A 16,286-nucleotide genomic window follows, 5' to 3' on the forward strand; every position below is an offset into this window, starting at 1 on the left:
CAATATATGATTACCTATTGCAGACCATGCCTACGATGACCCATCAAAGTCAAAAGACGCTTGAACGCCAAAAACTCAGCCTGCCTGAAGGACACGATAAGCTATTGCTGCATTCATGCTGTGCGCCATGTTCTGGTGAAGTCATGGAAACCTTGATTGAATCTGGCATTGACTATTCAATCTTTTTCTATAATCCCAATATTCATCCAGTCAAAGAATATCTGATTCGCAAAGAAGAAAATATCCGTTTTGCCGAGAAACATAATATTCCTTTTATCGACTGCGACTACGATACTGATAATTGGTTTGCACGTGCCAAAGGCATGGAGAATGAACCTGAGAAAGGGATTCGTTGCACCATGTGCTTTGACATGCGTTTTGAAAGAACAGCGCTTTATGCCTATGAACACGGTTTTAGCTTGATCAGCAGTTCGTTGGGGATTTCTCGGTGGAAGAATATGCAGCAAATCAATGACTGTGGCCTACGTGCAGCTGCACATTATCCAGATATTCAATATTGGGACTATAACTGGCGTAAACACGGTGGTGCCGTACGTATGCTGGAAATCAGTAAACGTGAAGAGTTTTATCAACAAGAATATTGTGGTTGCGTCTATTCACTCAGAGACACTAATCGCTGGCGTATGAGTAATGGCCGTGACCGAATTCAACTAGGTGTAAAATTTTATAGCAATGCGATGGATGATGAGTCCAATCAATAAAAATGAAGTCGAAATAAAAAGGCTAATTCTAGTAGAATTAGCCTTTTCAGATCTTAATTTACAGAAACACTGATAATGCTATAGAACTGATTGCTCGGCTTTTGTTTCACATCCACCGTTTCACTGACTTCAATCAAATACTCAGCAGTTTTTGGAAATAACAGTTCAGCACTGCCATCTGCCGCCGTTTTTAAGGTGATTCCTTGCTTATCAGTCGCTCCTTTAGCACGAATCACTACGTCGGCATTTGCTAAGGCTTTATTGGCTTTCGAAACTTTAATTTTTACTGCCTGATTGGCCTTCAGCTCGTTTGGATGCGTTAAAAACTCAACCTGAATTGGTGCTGTACTCGCTTGAACGGGTGTATGTTTTGCTTTACTCACATAAGTCAATAAAGTCCATTCGCGCGTGATTTCGACTGGTGTAATTTTTTTAGTTTTTAGATCTGCTGGAATCACAAAATCACGCTCAGCTTTGGCAGGTGCTTTATCTGCGGACATATCAAAAAACATTTTCCATTCTTTTTGATCTTGTACATATTTCAATGGATAAGATGCTTTGGTCTGGATCAGATAAGTGCCCGCTTCTTGCAATTTCAAATCAAATACTGTCGCTGAACCAAGTTTGGAATCAGCTTGAATGGTGGTTTTGGTCTTATTCGGCGCAGTAAGCTCAAAATTTGCATCTTTCAACGCATATTCGCTATTTAATGCTTCTTCTGCATAACCAGAAATAATCGCCACTTGCGTTTGCTCAGTTGTATAAGCAATGGGTGCAACATAAGGTTCATGTGCAGCGCTATAGCTCGAAACAAGTAGCAATGAACTGATTAATAATTTTTTCACTTTTCCACCCTGAAAGTTTTCATCTAAATATGTATGTTCTTTATTATAGTCCACAAATGAAAATAATTATCATTATACATTATCTTTTTTAACCGAATATCCGACAGAGAATGAGATAAAAATTGTGTCCTGTTTCACTTTTCTAAAAGCGACTCGAATATAATACGGCGGTATTTTTAGACTCGAGATATTATGTCTTCGCCAAGCTCTCCCTTGCATTCATCTCCCCCACACAACTATTCCTTATTTCTGGTTATTTTTTCATTGGCTATCGGTAGTTTCTGTATTGGAACAACTGAATTTGTGGCTATGGGTCTGATTCAGGAAATCGCCACGGACTTAAATGTCAGTGTACCTCATGCAGGTTATTTCATCAGTGCTTATGCGCTTGGGGTCATGGTCGGTGCACCAATTATTGCCATCCTCGGCGCAAAAGTTCCGCGTAAGACGCTATTGCTGAGCCTGATGCTTTTTTATGGCTTAGCCAACGCAGCCACAGCTTTTGCCACCACACCAGAAACCATGCTAGTTTCGCGTTTTATTGCAGGTTTTCCGCATGGTGCTTACTTTGGGGTAGCAGCGCTGGTTGCTGCTGAACTGGCAGGAAAACAACGTCGTGCTACCGCGATTGCACAAGTCATGATGGGCTTGACTATTGCCAATGTCATTGGTGTACCCATTGCCACATGGCTTGGCCAACAGTTCGGCTGGAAAGCAGGATTTGAATTTTCTGCGGTAATTGCGTTTATTACCCTGATTGGTGTTAGCTTATTTGTTCCGAATATCCCTTTGCAAAAGAGTGCCAGTATCAAAGCTGAATTGGCAGGTCTAAAAAATATCAATATGTGGCTGACACTTGCGGTTGGCGCAATCGGTTTTGGTGGCATGTTCTCGGTGTATAGCTATGTGTCACCGATTCTGACCGAATATACCCATGCCGATATTCGAGTGGTGCCTGTGGCCCTCGCGATTTGGGGTGTGGGTATGGTAATTGGTGGCTTGGTGGCCGGCTGGCTGGCTGATAAGAATCTGTTTAAAACCATTATCGGGATTCTAATCAGCTCTGCGCTCGCCTTTGTCGCAGCCAGTTTTATGATGTCCAATCTTTATACAGCGATCGCAGCTCTATTCCTGATTGGCTTTACCGTGATTGGTTTAGGGGGTGCATTACAAACACATCTCATGGATATTGCTGGCGATGCACAAACTCTGGCAGCTTCTCTCAATCATTCGGCATTTAATCTGGCCAATGCACTTGGCGCGTTCTTGGGCGGATGGGTACTTAGTCATAATATGGGCTGGTTAGCACCGATCTGGGTTGGTTTTGTCCTGAGTTTAGGTGGTTTGGCTATTTTATTAATTGCGCTGGCTTATGCCAAATATTCACAAAAAAATGAATCTGCCGTGTCCTAAAGGTAAATCATAAAATAACGATACAGAGAAAACCCGAAGCCCAGACTTCGGGTTTTTATTATAAAATCATCCAACTGATTCTTTATTTAACTGCATCCGCAACTTCTTTCAGCATGGCTTTCATGCCGCCCAAGCCATTATTCATCAAATACCAGTTGCTCGAATCCAGATAGACAATATTGCCATTTTTCGCAGCTTTGGACTCATTAATAATCTTGTTATTCAATACGCGCTTTGCACCGTCCCCATTTTCAGTAATTGCTGCACCGCGATCAATCACAAAGAGATAATCTGGATTTTTCTGGGCAATAAACTCATGTGACACTGCCATACCATGCAATCCCACCTTAATTGAAGGATCTGCTGGGGTAAATCCATATAGGTCATGAATATTACCAAAGCGCGAACCCGGGCCATAGGCAGCGATCTTGCTGTTATTCACCAAAATCACCAAAGCTGTTTTGCCTTTAGTCTTGGCTTTTAATGCATCGATATCTTTTTCTAATGTTTTTAATTGCTGCTCGGCCTCTGGCTTCTTGCCCACCATTTCAGCGATATTCAAGGTTTGCTGTTTAAAAGAATTGAACTGATCGTTGTAATCAACATCAACAAAATAAGTTGGTGCGATCTGCTTGATTTGACTCACCAGATTTTCCATACGACCATTCATCAAGATCAGTTCAGGCTGACTGGCTGCAATCTTTTCCAGATTCGGTTCTTTCACCGTCCCCACATCCAGATATTTACCTTCACTGAAATTTTGCAAGACTTTCGGTAACGGCGTTCCTTTTGGTAAAGCAACCACTTTATCGTCCGCGCCCAAAGCATGAATGGTATTTAAAGCACTGGTATCCAGTACCGCAATACGCGATAAATTCGCTGGAATAGTAATTTGCCCTGCCTTGCTGTTAAAGCTTAAGGTTTCATGTGTCGCAGCAGTATGACTGTCCTGATTTGCCGAAGATGTGTTGGAATTGCCACATGCAGCCAATGCCACACTCAGCATCATGACTGGCAATGTTTTTTTGAAACGCATAACGAACTCCTAACTAATAAAATACAAACCTAATTTATGTTGCTGAACCTGCTGGATCGGAATATGGAAATCGAAAATATCTTGCAGAATACGTTCATCCATCAACTGTTGTGGATGCCCTTGATACACCAATTCACCTTCTTTCATGGCAATGATGTGATCGGCATAGACGGAGGCAAAGTTAATGTCGTGAATCACCACAATGATTGATTTGCCATGATTCTCAGCCAAATCTTTTAAGACCCGCATAATCTGTGAAGAGTGCTTCATATCCAAATTGTTTAAGGGTTCATCGAGCAAGATATATTCAGTGTCCTGTGCCAGAATCATGGCGATATAAGCACGTTGTCGCTGCCCACCCGACAGTTCACTGATTTGTCGGTGTCTTAAGGCTTCTAAATCCATATAGGCAATCGAGCGATCAATCACCTCACGATCTTCCTGCGTTAGACGACCTTGTGAATATGGGAAACGTCCGAAAGTAACCAGATCCTCAATACTAAGACGTAACTCGGTATGGTTAGACTGTTTTAAAATCGCCAGTTTTTTTGCAATGTCGGCACTTTTCATCTGTTGCAGATCTTGCCCATCCAGCAAAACTTGACCTTGATCTGCTTCAATTAAGCGACTCATCATCGCAAGTACTGTACTTTTACCTGCACCGTTTGGGCCAATAAACGCCGTAAACTGTCCTTTGGCAATCGTCAGCGAAAGCGCATTTACCACACGCTGTTGTTGATAGCTTTTACTTAAATTCTTAAGCTCTATTGCCATTTTTTATTTTCCTTCAATAATATCCAGAAGAAATAAATTCCACCGACAAAGTTAATAATCACACCGAGCGTTGTTTTGAAATTCAGTACATGCAGAACCATAAACTGTCCAAGCATCAGGCAAAGAATGCTGACCAGAATAATCCCAAGCAGTAAGATGTGATGTTGATGGGTCTTGAACAGTTCCAGAGTGATGTTGAGGACCAATAAACCGAGGAACATCATTGGGCCAGCTAACGCTGTTGCAGAAGCCAGTGCCAATACCACGAGGATCAACAGCAGACGGCTGGTCTTGTCATAATCCAGCCCTAAATTCAATGCATGATCACGTCCTAGCGCCATGACATCGAGCTTGTGATAATGCTTCAGGCTATAAAATAGAATCGGAACACTGGTCAGCAATGACAGCTCCACGGTTTCCATTTTCACCACATTAAAACTGGCAAAACCTGCATAAGCCGCGATCTGAAATTCATCTGGATCTAGCAAAACCTGAAAGAACGTGGTCATGTTGTCGAATAAAGTTGAGCAGATCAGGCCAACAAGCAGCAGGAAATAGATATTTTGCTGTGCGACTTTCTGGAAAATAAACCGATACAGCAACAAGGCAAAGGTCACCATTAACAGCAAACTGATCAGATAATCTGTGACAAAGTTCAGTGACAATAACGTACTGGCACCAAAGAAATAGATAATCGCGGTCTTGGAGAGTTCGTATAATTTATCTAATCCTAAAGCCTGTGGTGTCACCACCCGATTATTCACAATAGTATGAAAAACCAAAGTCGAAACACCGACCGCCACACCCGCCACGATAATGGCAGCAACCGTTTTTAAGCGTAGATTCAAGGCATATTGCCATGCCACACCTAAATTCCAGCCGAGGTAGATCGCAATCGTTGCAAGCACCAGTACAGTCAAAACAATCAGCTTGGTTTTATGAGGCATAACGATATCTCCTGAGTAGCAACCACAGGAAAATCACGCTTCCCACCACACCCATAATTAGGCTGACAGAGACTTCATAAGGGAAAATTACCACCCTGCCAAATACATCACAAAGCAGAACCAGCAAAGCACCCAACAATGCAGTATGCGAAAGCGTTCTACGGATATTGTCGCCCAGATACAGGCTCACCAGATTCGGTACAATCAAACCAAGAAATGGAATCGCGCCCACAGTGACAATCACCACACCGGTAATAACCGAGACCAGTAACAGACCAATAAAGAGGGTCTGCTTATAATTCAGTCCAAGATTCGTCGCAAAATCCTGCCCTAATCCTGCCAAAACAAAACGATTGGCAAACATATAAATCAAAATCAGAACAGGCACACTGAGATAGATCAGCTCATATTGACCATTTAAAATGGTGGAAAAGTCCCCTTGCAACCAACCTGCCAAGTTCTGCAATAAATCCAGTTGTAACGCAATAAAGGTGGTAAATGCAGAAATGATACTGCCAAAAATCATCCCCACCAGCGGAACAAAAACCGTATCACGATGCTTTAAAGTCGCTAGAATACTCATAAATGCCATCGCACCAATGAGCGTCACAACAATGGCAAAGCCCGTTTTAGTAAAAATTGAAGCACTAGGCAGTAAAATAATCGAAACCAGTACCCCTAAACGCGCACAGTCATATAAACCTGCGGTGGTTGGAGAGACAAATCTGTTACGACTCAGTGACTGCATAATCAAACCACAGACACTCAAACCTGCACCCGCCACAATAATCGCCATCAAACGTGGTAAACGACTGGTCCAGAACAACTGCCAGTCTTGGGGATTGCCACCCCACAGACCAGCAAGGCTCATCTCGCCCACACCGACAAAAAGGGAAATAAATGCCAATGGAAGCAATAATAAAATCAGGTAACGCCGCTTAATCATGTTGGGAGAACTTCATATGATGCGTAAACTTAAAATAAGCTTAATAAACACAAAACAGATAATAAGAAACTATCACAAATGATAAAGATTATTGTTAACTTTTTTAAACAAGACCGACTAGCTATGAAGTAAAACTTAATTTATTGAATCTTTTATATTGATATAAAAATACCTAAGCCTCAGCAGTGCTGAGTGCCAGCGCATGATTTGGCCCATATCTGAAAATATAAATAACTTAGGATTGCTAACCTGTGCTTAAAGCTTGGTCTACATTTTTATAATAAATTTCAAATTATTCTGAAAGTTTTTCACCACAATGCGGACAAAAACGGTACTGCTTCTTTTCCTGCTCCTGATCTTCAAGCAACTTTTCTCTGACCAGTTGCATAATAATTTCATGGGTCTGCTCTTTGGGTAAACCGACCTTTTTGCGAATCCGTTCAATTTCCACTTGATCATGCAGCAGGTCTAAACCTTTAGCCTGTAGTACTTCCCGAAACTCTTGCTCCAATCGCTGATTACGCATATTCAATTCATTGGCTAGACCTGAGGCCAAAATACCCGCCGGTAAAGCGGCAATACCAACACCAAGAATAGTAATAAATGCACCAAGTATCCGACCCAAGTTAGTCACAGGAGTTACATCACCATAACCGACAGTGGTTAAGGTAACCACTGCCCACCACATGGATTGTGGTATTGAACTAAACGCCTCAGGTTGGGCTTTATTCTCAACCACATAAATCGCAGAAGCAGTCATCACGATCATAATCACCAAGATAAAAATAACCGCTTGGAATGAGCCTTTTTCGCGTTGAATGACGCGCAATAAAATTTGCAGGGAAACAAAATAACGAGTCAATTTGAGCAATCTGACCAACCGTAAAACACGCAGGAAACGTAAATCGATATGGACAAAGAAATTTAAATAAGCAGGTAAAATTGCCAATAGGTCAATGATTGCTCCACCACTTCTCATCCAGCGGAGACGCTGTTTCCAAGCGCTCTCTTGAGGGTTTTTCTCAACAATACTCCATAACCGTAATAGATATTCCCCACTAAAAATAATGATCGATAGATTTTCAAAAACATCAAAATATGGCTGATATAGCTTATAGAACTCATTGACGGATTCAAGTAACACCGCAGCCACGTTGCCAATAATCAGAGCAATCAATACATAGTTGATGCAACGACTAATAAGGCTTTTATAATCATCATTATGTAAGTTGTTATAAACAAAGCGTCTTAATTGTTGCCATGAAAGTTGAGTCATACCATACTTATTGTTCGATTCAGCAAGTTAAAAATGTAGCACGTTGCCCTGCTGTTTGATAAGAGATTTTCACCAAAGCCTGTTTTTTGCTGAAAAAGTAAAATCATTTGCCAATTCATTGATCTATATCATGCTATTTCAACAAAACTCTCTTTGAATTTTGATACCTCATTCACCGATAATAAAAGCTTCGTGGTTATTTCTTTAACGATTCATTCATAAAGAACTATAAATTTTATTAAACCCGTGACAACAAGGGGAATTTACATGGGATTTAAAGCTCTCCCGACGCTTATCTCTTTATTTATTGCATTGCTGATCTGGTTCGTCATTCCTGTACCTGCTGGAGTTGATCCTGATGCATGGCATTTATTGGCCATGTTTGTCGGTGTCATTGCCGCGATTATTGGTAAAGCCATGCCAATTGGTGCAATTGCCATTATCGCGATTACCTTAGTCGCCGTAACAGGTGTCACCAATGACAGTCCAAGTGGCGCAATTCAAGATGCGCTCAGTAGCTTTTCCAATCCGCTGATCTGGTTGATTGGTATTTCGATCATGATCTCGAAAGGTTTGCAAAAAACTGGATTGGGTGCACGCTTAGGCTATTTATTCATCGCGGTGTGGGGCAAGAAAACTATTGGTATCGGTTATAGCATGGTGCTGTCTGAACTGATTCTTGCACCTGTTACCCCAAGTAATACAGCTCGTGGCGGCGGGATTATTCATCCGATTGTCCGTGCCATTTCGACTAGCTATGACTCTGACCCTGCCAAAGGCACCGAAGGTCGTATGGGGAAATATTTAGCTTTGGTGAACTATCAAGCCAACCCGATTACTTCTGCCATGTTTATTACCGCGACCGCTCCTAACCCATTGGTGGTTGATCTGGTGGCAAAAGCGACCCATAGTGAAATTTCATTGAGTTGGAGTACTTGGGCACTGGCGATGTTATTACCGGGTTTAATTGCCTTGATCATCATGCCATTGATTATGTATTGGATGTATCCACCTGAAGTGAAAGAAACCCCGAATGCTGCTCAGTTTGCCAAAACCAAGTTGCAGGAAATGGGGCCTGTCAGCAAAAATGAAATCATCATGCTTGGGGTATTTGGGATTTTACTGCTGTTATGGGCAGGTATCCCTGCCATGATCTTTGGTTCAGCTTGGGCAGTTGATCCAACTACAACAGCCTTTATTGGTTTAGGATTACTACTCATTACTGGCGTACTGACTTGGGAAGATATCCTGACGCAAAAAAGCGCGTGGGATACCATTACGTGGTTCGCAGCTTTGGTGATGATGGCGACTTATTTAAATAAGCTCGGTTTAATCACATGGTTCTCAGGAGTGTTAGAAACTGGGATTGGTCATTTAGGTTTGAGTTGGATGCCTGCCTGTTTGTTATTGATGCTGGCCTATCTATATGCACATTATATGTTTGCCAGCACCACGGCACATATCACTGCCATGTTCGCGGCCTTCTATACAGCTGGACTGGCGTTGGGCGCGCCACCTATGTTGTTTGCTTTAATGATGGCAGCGGCTTCTAGCATCATGATGACCTTAACTCATTATGCAACGGGCACATCGCCTGTAGTGTTCGGTTCGGGTTACACCACACTCGGTGAATGGTGGAAAGCTGGCTTTGTCATGAGTGTGGTCAATATCATTATCTTTGTTGTGATTGGTGGACTTTGGTGGAAAGTGTTGGGTTATTGGTGATTTGAAAAGCTGAGGAACATTCTGTGTGAATAGGAATGCTCCTCTATCTCTAAAATCTGTTATTTCTAGCTTTACTTTTATTTATTAAAAAAATGATTATTCAGGCAGTAATTCCAATAACTTTTTACGGGCAGCGAAAGCCGCTGTTTTCCCTTTAATCGTAGATGGATGCTGTATTCTGTAACATAGAAATTTTTCATCATAAATAAACTTATAAAGCTGGTTCTTCTCTATACTCTCATCACTATAATCTTGACCTTTTGAATATAATTTAGGATTAAAAAACTCCCTTCTATAAATCGTATTCTGACTTCCATTCGCGAAAATAATAATATTAGGTTCAAAATACTTAATTTGCGCATTCAACAGTTCAAATGAGATACTTTTTATTTGCTCAAAGTATTTTGATTTTATAGGGCTTTTTTCCTTCCATGCAAAACAAAATAAATTGCTGTAGATTAAACCTTCTGCACCAGATTTATCGGCAACTGACCGCGTAAAATCATGAAAAGTAATTTTTTTGGTTCTGGGTTCAAGCATCATTTTTTGGAAAAAGTTTTTGTTCTTTTCAATAGATTGAAGCATGTAATGGTCTAGAGTATAGGCCTGATCCAACTGAATATTCCAACCTCTTGTTTCAGCTCCCATTATCATAATCTTATTTTTCGCAGCCCAATAATGATTTGGCTCACTTGCTAGGAAAAGACCAGATAATCCTTCTTTAAACTTGCTATATTCATGTACAGTATTAAAAAAAGACTCATCAACTTTAGAGAGTATTTTTAAATATTCTTGTTTTAAATCATTGAAGTCTTTCATTCTAATTTCTCAAAAATAAAGGCTGATGTCTCAGCCTATTTTTAGCAAAAACAGTTAATTAGGTCAATTTTAAAACTTATTAGATTTTCTAAATATCAACTTTACCTGTAGATTTAAATATCCCGAACAACACGGAATCCCCACATGGTTGAACGCGCCTGAGACGAATAATAAGCATTGCGATAAGCAGTACGAACATTATGTACGTTATAAATCCATGCACCGCCACGCAATACAGGGAAATTACACAGACCATTATTTTCTGCCCCCCAACGTATTTGTGTCGTAGGTGCACCTTGATAATTGGCATGCCAACAGTCATCTACCCATTCACGCGCATTTGCAAGTACGTCGTACAATCCAAAGGCATTTGGTAAAAATGAGCCCACAGGTGCGGTATAAGCATAACCATCATTACAGTTAAATGCTCGCCATGCCGCAGTATTGGTTTCTGTTGTGGTTGTAGATAAGTCCAAAACATTGGCATATTTGCAGGCTTGGTCGCGTTCAGGATCATTGCCCCAGAAAAAGGTCGTTGATGAGCCTGCTCTAGCTGCATACTCCCACTCAGCTTCAGTCGGTAACCGATAGGTTTTTCCTGTTTTTTGGGATAACCACTCAGCAAAAGCCTGACCATCTTCACGGCGTACACACACCACTGGATCTTGAGCAGTTTGAGTAAATCCAGGATGACTTGGGTTTAAATCCTTTCGATACCACATATTAAACTCACCATCTCGTACCTCCCAACTTCGACAGCCTTGTACCTCCCAGCCTGTTTCCTTTTGGAACTGCTGAAACTGAGCAACAGTGGTTTCATAAGATGCCATCGCAAATGGCTGAGTGATATTGACACGATGTTGAGGCAATTCATAAGGTCTTGCCTGTGCGGGTACGCCTTCTCTATCCTGTTCTTCCAATGTGCCACCCATTTGATAGCTTCCTGCGGGAATCACTGTCATCTCAGGGCAAAAGCCATCTGAACAATCTTTAAATTTGAAAGCTGCTGTTCCCGTATTGATCTCTACATTGGTCAATCTTGCAGGTTGAATTAAGGCATTCATTAAAGGTGGTTTGTTCAGCTGCCGCGTGAGTAAATCAATGGTTCCCTGCCATTCATTCAACATCTCACGCAACATTGCAGGACGCTCTATGCTCACACCCGTGCCATCATAATCTGGGGCATTACAACGTTCACGGATAAAAGTGGCCTCTGATTGCAGCTGAGTCAATTTAGGTAACATACGTTGATCAATAAAAGCAGCTAAATTATTTTCCTGCGTGGTGAGCACTGCTTTCAATTCTTGTAAGGCTGTTAATGCTTTATTATTTTGTTCTATCGCAGCTCGATATACAGTATCACACTGATCATTTTTCCAAACGAGGCTCTGACTTAAGGCGTTTAAGGCCATGGTTGTGGTTTGCAGCTTTATTTCTGAATTTACTTTTTTGCTATCATCATCATTACAGGCTGCCAATAAGCATCCTGCAAGAACAATACTGGCTGCTTTCACATAAGCTTTGGGTAAAGTCTCCATCATCTCGCTCCTTTGATATAATTAAATAAAACCCTTTATGTTTAAGCTACAGTTCAGCGAACACCAGCCTTGAGCATAAATAGGAAATATATTGTTCATAAATAATTAAAATTTATGAATGATTTAATTAGCATAGAAAAAGAAGCGAACTTGAGATTACTCAAGAAAAAATACAGATTAAAGCTATTCCGAAAAGTAACTCTTCATTTTTAATACATTTACTTTGCCTAAATTGTTAAGTCTTATCTGGCATTTTTTCATGTACAGCACCAAAAAAATAAGGGCTGATTACTCAGCCCTTATTTTTAGCTAAATCAATAAATTAAGTCAATTGAGCTGCTTGGATTTTCTTAGTATCAACTCGATCAGCTTCTTTTGTATATTCGCTCATCTTGTCGAAGTTTAAGTATTTGTAGATGTCAGCAGAAGCGCTGTCAATTTGCGACGCGTACTGTTGATATTCTTCTGGGCTTGGTAATTTACCAAGAACCGCAGCGACAGATGCAAGCTCAGCAGAAGCCAAGTAAACATTTGCACCTTGACCTAAACGGTTCGGGAAGTTACGCGTAGAAGTCGATACACATGTTGTGTTCGGTGCTACACGCGCTTGGTTACCCATACACAATGAACAGCCTGGCATCTCAGTACGCGCACCAGCACGACCATAGATGTTGTACATGCCTTCTTCCATCAATTGATGCTCGTCCATACGTGTTGGTGGAGCCAACCATAAACGAGTAGACAATGAACCACCAGGTACTTTATCAAGTAACTGACCCGCTGCACGGAAGTGACCAATGTTCGTCATACAAGAACCGATGAATACTTCATCAATCTTGTCACCTTGAACGTCAGAAAGAAGTTTCGCGTCATCTGGATCGTTCGGGCAGCAAAGAATTGGTTCTTTGATGTCAGCAAGATCGATTTCGTAAACTTTTAAGTATTCAGCATCAGCATCAGCTTTTAACAAGCTTGGGTTGTCTAACCACTTCTGCATGTTTTCAGCACGGCGCGCCATTGTACGAGCATCGCCATAACCTTCTGCGATCATCCACTTCAACATGGTGATGTTAGAACGCAAGTATTCAGCAACTTTCTCTTCAGAAAGTGTGATTGAACAGCCAGCAGCAGAACGCTCAGCAGATGCATCAGAAAGTTCGAACGCTTGCTCAACAGTCAAGTCATTTTCCATTTCTGATAAATCAATCTCAAGAATGTTACCAGAGAAAATGTTTTTCTTACCTTTCTTCTCTACAGTTAAGTCACCCGCTTGAATTGCGTAGTAAGGAATTGCATGTACAAGGTCACGTAAAGTGATACCAGGTTGCATTTTACCTTTGAACTTAACAAGTACAGATTCAGGCATATCCAGTGGCATAACACCAGTTGCAGCTGCGAAAGCAACAAGACCAGAACCCGCTGGGAATGAAATACCGATTGGGAAACGTGTATGTGAGTCACCACCAGTACCAACGGTATCTGGAAGTAACATACGGTTTAACCAAGAGTGAATAATACCGTCACCTGGACGTAAAGACACACCACCACGGTTCATGATGAAGTCAGGTAATGTATGGTGAGTTGTTACGTCAACTGGTTTTGGATACGCAGCAGTGTGACAGAAAGACTGCATCACTAAGTCAGCTGAGAAGCCCAAGCACGCCAAGTCTTTTAACTCGTCACGCGTCATTGGACCAGTAGTATCTTGAGAACCAACTGTGGTCATCTTCGGTTCACAGTAAGTACCCGGACGGATACCTTGACCTTCAGCTAAACCACATGCACGACCAACCATTTTCTGAGCTTGCGTGAAGCCTTTGCCAGTGTCAGCAGGTTGTACAGGTGTACGGAACAATGTAGATGGTGCAAGACCTAATTCTTCACGTGCTTTAGTTGTCAAACCACGACCAATGATCAAGTTGATACGACCACCAGCACGTACTTCGTCTAAAAGTACAGGTGTTTTAAGCTCAGCTTCTGCAATTTGTGCACCATCTTTGAATGCAGTTACTTTTGCAGCAGCATGATCAATTTTCAATACAACTTCGTCGCCCATGTTCATGTTGGCAACGTCGATTTCTACAGGTAATGCACCTGCATCTTCCATTGTGTTGAAGAAAATTGGTGCGATCTTAGTACCTAAACACACACCGCCATCTTTTTTGTTTGGAATGTGTGGAAGTTCGTCACCGAAGAACCAAAGAACAGAGTTAGTTGCAGATTTACGAGAAGAACCTGTACCAACAACGTCACCCACGTAAGCAACTTGGTTGCCTTTCGCGATCAATTCTTTGATTTGGTTTAATGGGCCAACTTCACCTGGTTTTTCAGGATTGATACCATCACGCTCGTTTTTCAACATTGCGTTTGCGTGTAATGGGATGTCTGGACGGCTCCAAGCGTCTTGTGCAGGAGACAAGTCATCAGTGTTGGTCTCACCGGTTACTTTGAACACAGTGATTTTGATTTCTTCTGGAACGTCAGCACGGCTTGTGAACCATTCTGCATCAGCCCAAGATTGTAATACTGCTTTAGCAGCAGCATTGCCTGCTTTTGCTTTGTCAGCTACGTCATGGAACGCATCAAATACAAGAAGTGTTTTCTTTAACGCTTCAGCAGCTAATTCTGCAAGCTCAGCATTGTCTAGAAGTTCAACAAGTGGTGCTACGTTATAACCACCAAGCATTGTACCTAGTAAGTAAACTGCACGTTCTTTAGATACGAGTGGAGAGGTTGCTTCGCCTTTTGCAACAGCAGCTAAGAAAGCAGCTTTTACATATGCAGCTTGGTCAACACCTGCTGGAACACGATTTTCTAGTAAATCGACTAAATAAGCTTCTTCACCTGCTGGTGGATTTTTTAATAAGGCTACGAGTTCAGCAGTTTGAGCATCATCAAGCGGCTTCGGTGGGACTCCGAGTGCGGCACGTTCTTCAACGTGTTGGCGGTAAGCTTCTAGCACAGTGTTATTCCTCTTTTTTAAAAAATTACTTGTAAGTTCCAGCTTGCTACAAGCTTTACAAGTAATGTGGACAAGCAAAATTTTACTAGACTTCGCGTTAAATGTTAATGCAACTACCGTATTTCTACGTGATGCCCATTATTTTATAGCGAAATGTTCATCCCTTTGAAATACCGCTTTGGTCTTAGGTTAAAGTCTAATAAAACAATAAATTACATCCATAAAAAAAGACAAACGGTGTTGTCTTTTTTATATACACATTAAAAAAGTTTATAGTTTGGTAGCTTGTCGTGTGGAGTAACCAAGCATTCTTGCATAAACTGTTTCTTTAAATTTTCACGTAATGCTTCTGGATCTTTTTTCAGTTGATCGGCAGGAAGCGCATAAACCGTGTCCAAAATTTTAAAGATAAATTTGCGTGTCATTTCATCTTCAATCTTAGCCGCATATTCCGTTGCTTGTTTTTGCTCAATTCCATTTTGACGATCTAGCGTAATCGAACGCGCAGCGTTACCCACACTGACACAATAGCCATGCCATTGTTCTTCAGGGGTTAACGGCTTTTTCTCAGCACAACCAGCCAAAACTAAACCTATTGCAATAAACAAAACTTTTTTCATCATCATACTGCGGCGAATTTGATGCACACATCATACTGAAACTTGTTTATTTTGCAAAAGGAAGCCTTTAAAACAATGCTTTCCGTAATAAAAACATACAAATCATTTGCTACAGCGCATGTTATTGCCTAACTTTTGACATTTTCCACCATTCGCTGAGAGATAGGTTGTCCCTGCGACCAGACTAAAATGTTTACCTTTACTATCCCAACATCTGACCCCATTGCAATTTTTTACGGGGATAAGCACTTCACTTGTTGCAGCAATATTAGCCGTTGTCCCATTGCTTACAGATTTCGATGTCGTTGCGACTGGCGCAGTCACGGTTGTGATTTTTGCTTCTTTGAATGCAGTCACAGTTTGTGTACTTGCTTGTTGGACTGCTGAGGTATTGCTATTCTTTTTGACGGGATCAAGCTGAGGTTCTTGTTTTTGTGCAGGCGGTGGCGTTGCTGAATAAGTGGTGATCCCTTTAGCATCGACCCACTTATAGTATTCCTTTGCATGGACTTGGAGTATAGAGCTGAGTAGTACAAAGCCAAGTACTGCCCAAAGCTGACCAAAAGTGACAGATTTCATTTATTTCCTCCAAAAAATGTCATAAAATCTTTTATTTTCAATAACTTATATTAATTCTATCACATTTTTTATTTTCAAAAATAA

General features: G+C 41.3%; 14 protein-coding genes. 3 read left to right on the forward strand and 11 right to left on the reverse strand.

Going from position 1 to position 16,286, the window contains the following annotated elements:
* Nucleotides 1–26: 26 nt before the first annotated feature.
* Nucleotides 27–722, forward strand: coding sequence for an epoxyqueuosine reductase QueH (locus F909_RS03425; protein ID WP_005153617.1), 696 nt, complete (start codon nt 27–29; stop codon nt 720–722).
* A 53-nt stretch (nt 723–775) separates the two neighbouring features.
* Here F909_RS03425 and F909_RS03420 read toward each other — a convergent pair whose 3' ends face one another.
* Nucleotides 776–1,567 (reverse strand): DUF4198 domain-containing protein, encoded by a 792-nt coding sequence (locus F909_RS03420; protein ID WP_032878235.1) that lies wholly within the window; start codon nt 1,565–1,567, stop codon nt 776–778.
* 192 nt (nt 1,568–1,759) lie between these two features.
* On the opposite strand from F909_RS03420, the gene F909_RS03415 reads away from it, so the two are divergent.
* On the forward strand, nt 1,760–2,980 hold the full coding sequence (locus F909_RS03415; RefSeq protein WP_005153620.1) for an MFS transporter: 1,221 nt from the start codon (nt 1,760–1,762) through the stop codon (nt 2,978–2,980).
* Between the two features lie 82 nt (nt 2,981–3,062).
* Here F909_RS03415 and F909_RS03410 read toward each other — a convergent pair whose 3' ends face one another.
* From F909_RS03410 to F909_RS03390, 5 genes are all read right to left on the reverse strand, one after another.
* Entirely contained in the window at nt 3,063–4,016 is a 954-nt protein-coding gene (locus F909_RS03410; RefSeq protein ID WP_005153621.1) for a siderophore ABC transporter substrate-binding protein, read from the reverse strand.
* Nucleotides 4,017–4,025: 9 nt separating this feature from the next.
* Complete coding sequence (locus F909_RS03405) at nt 4,026–4,790, reverse strand: iron ABC transporter ATP-binding protein (RefSeq protein ID WP_005153622.1); 765 nt, start codon at nt 4,788–4,790, stop codon at nt 4,026–4,028.
* Nucleotides 4,781–5,737 (reverse strand): iron chelate uptake ABC transporter family permease subunit, encoded by a 957-nt coding sequence (locus tag F909_RS03400; RefSeq protein ID WP_005153623.1) that lies wholly within the window; start codon nt 5,735–5,737, stop codon nt 4,781–4,783. Before F909_RS03400 ends, F909_RS03405 begins: the two co-directional genes overlap by 10 nt.
* Nucleotides 5,727–6,683 carry an ABC transporter permease gene (locus F909_RS03395; protein ID WP_005153624.1) on the reverse strand — a complete coding sequence of 319 codons (957 nt, stop codon included), beginning with the start codon at nt 6,681–6,683 and terminating at the stop codon, nt 5,727–5,729. Before F909_RS03395 ends, F909_RS03400 begins: the two co-directional genes overlap by 11 nt.
* A gap of 292 nt (nt 6,684–6,975) precedes the next feature.
* Nucleotides 6,976–7,959, reverse strand: a complete 984-nt coding sequence (locus tag F909_RS03390) for an ion transporter (protein WP_005153625.1) — start codon at nt 7,957–7,959, stop codon at nt 6,976–6,978.
* A gap of 267 nt (nt 7,960–8,226) precedes the next feature.
* Between F909_RS03390 and F909_RS03385 the strand changes: the two genes are divergently transcribed.
* Nucleotides 8,227–9,684, forward strand: a complete 1,458-nt coding sequence (locus F909_RS03385; protein WP_005153626.1) for a DASS family sodium-coupled anion symporter — start codon at nt 8,227–8,229, stop codon at nt 9,682–9,684.
* 96 nt (nt 9,685–9,780) lie between these two features.
* Here the strand turns inward: F909_RS03385 and F909_RS03380 are convergent, their stop codons facing one another.
* From F909_RS03380 to F909_RS03360, 5 genes are all read right to left on the reverse strand, one after another.
* Nucleotides 9,781–10,503: a hypothetical protein gene (locus F909_RS03380; protein ID WP_005153628.1), complete on the reverse strand. Its 723-nt coding sequence runs from the start codon at nt 10,501–10,503 to the stop codon at nt 9,781–9,783.
* A gap of 113 nt (nt 10,504–10,616) precedes the next feature.
* Complete coding sequence (locus tag F909_RS03375) at nt 10,617–12,041, reverse strand: formylglycine-generating enzyme family protein (protein WP_005153630.1); 1,425 nt, start codon at nt 12,039–12,041, stop codon at nt 10,617–10,619.
* A gap of 322 nt (nt 12,042–12,363) precedes the next feature.
* Nucleotides 12,364–15,003 (reverse strand): bifunctional aconitate hydratase 2/2-methylisocitrate dehydratase, encoded by a 2,640-nt coding sequence (locus F909_RS03370; protein WP_005153633.1) that lies wholly within the window; start codon nt 15,001–15,003, stop codon nt 12,364–12,366.
* 260 nt (nt 15,004–15,263) lie between these two features.
* Nucleotides 15,264–15,623 carry a hypothetical protein gene (locus tag F909_RS03365; protein WP_032878237.1) on the reverse strand — a complete coding sequence of 120 codons (360 nt, stop codon included), beginning with the start codon at nt 15,621–15,623 and terminating at the stop codon, nt 15,264–15,266.
* Nucleotides 15,624–15,725: 102 nt separating this feature from the next.
* Complete coding sequence (locus F909_RS03360; RefSeq protein WP_005153641.1) at nt 15,726–16,202, reverse strand: DUF4124 domain-containing protein; 477 nt, start codon at nt 16,200–16,202, stop codon at nt 15,726–15,728.
* Nucleotides 16,203–16,286: the final 84 nt, after the last annotated feature.

The sequence above is a fragment of the Acinetobacter sp. ANC 3929 genome (assembly GCF_000369405.1).
Taxonomy (GTDB): Bacteria; Pseudomonadota; Gammaproteobacteria; order Pseudomonadales; family Moraxellaceae; genus Acinetobacter.

Excerpts from the sequence above, each read along its gene's own strand:
- F909_RS03425 (WP_005153617.1), top strand. The coding sequence starts at position 27 with ATGCCTACGATGACCCATCAAAGTCAAAAGACGCTTGAACGCCAAAAA.
- F909_RS03415 (WP_005153620.1), top strand. The coding sequence starts at position 1,760 with ATGTCTTCGCCAAGCTCTCCCTTGCATTCATCTCCCCCACACAACTAT.
- F909_RS03410 (WP_005153621.1), bottom strand. The coding sequence starts at position 4,016 with ATGCGTTTCAAAAAAACATTGCCAGTCATGATGCTGAGTGTGGCATTG.
- F909_RS03405 (WP_005153622.1), bottom strand. The coding sequence starts at position 4,790 with ATGGCAATAGAGCTTAAGAATTTAAGTAAAAGCTATCAACAACAGCGT.
- F909_RS03400 (WP_005153623.1), bottom strand. The coding sequence starts at position 5,737 with ATGCCTCATAAAACCAAGCTGATTGTTTTGACTGTACTGGTGCTTGCA.
- F909_RS03395 (WP_005153624.1), bottom strand. The coding sequence starts at position 6,683 with ATGATTAAGCGGCGTTACCTGATTTTATTATTGCTTCCATTGGCATTT.
- F909_RS03390 (WP_005153625.1), bottom strand. The coding sequence starts at position 7,959 with ATGACTCAACTTTCATGGCAACAATTAAGACGCTTTGTTTATAACAAC.
- F909_RS03385 (WP_005153626.1), top strand. The coding sequence starts at position 8,227 with ATGGGATTTAAAGCTCTCCCGACGCTTATCTCTTTATTTATTGCATTG.
- F909_RS03380 (WP_005153628.1), bottom strand. The coding sequence starts at position 10,503 with ATGAAAGACTTCAATGATTTAAAACAAGAATATTTAAAAATACTCTCT.
- F909_RS03375 (WP_005153630.1), bottom strand. The coding sequence starts at position 12,041 with ATGGAGACTTTACCCAAAGCTTATGTGAAAGCAGCCAGTATTGTTCTT.
- F909_RS03365 (WP_032878237.1), bottom strand. The coding sequence starts at position 15,623 with ATGAAAAAAGTTTTGTTTATTGCAATAGGTTTAGTTTTGGCTGGTTGT.
- F909_RS03360 (WP_005153641.1), bottom strand. The coding sequence starts at position 16,202 with ATGAAATCTGTCACTTTTGGTCAGCTTTGGGCAGTACTTGGCTTTGTA.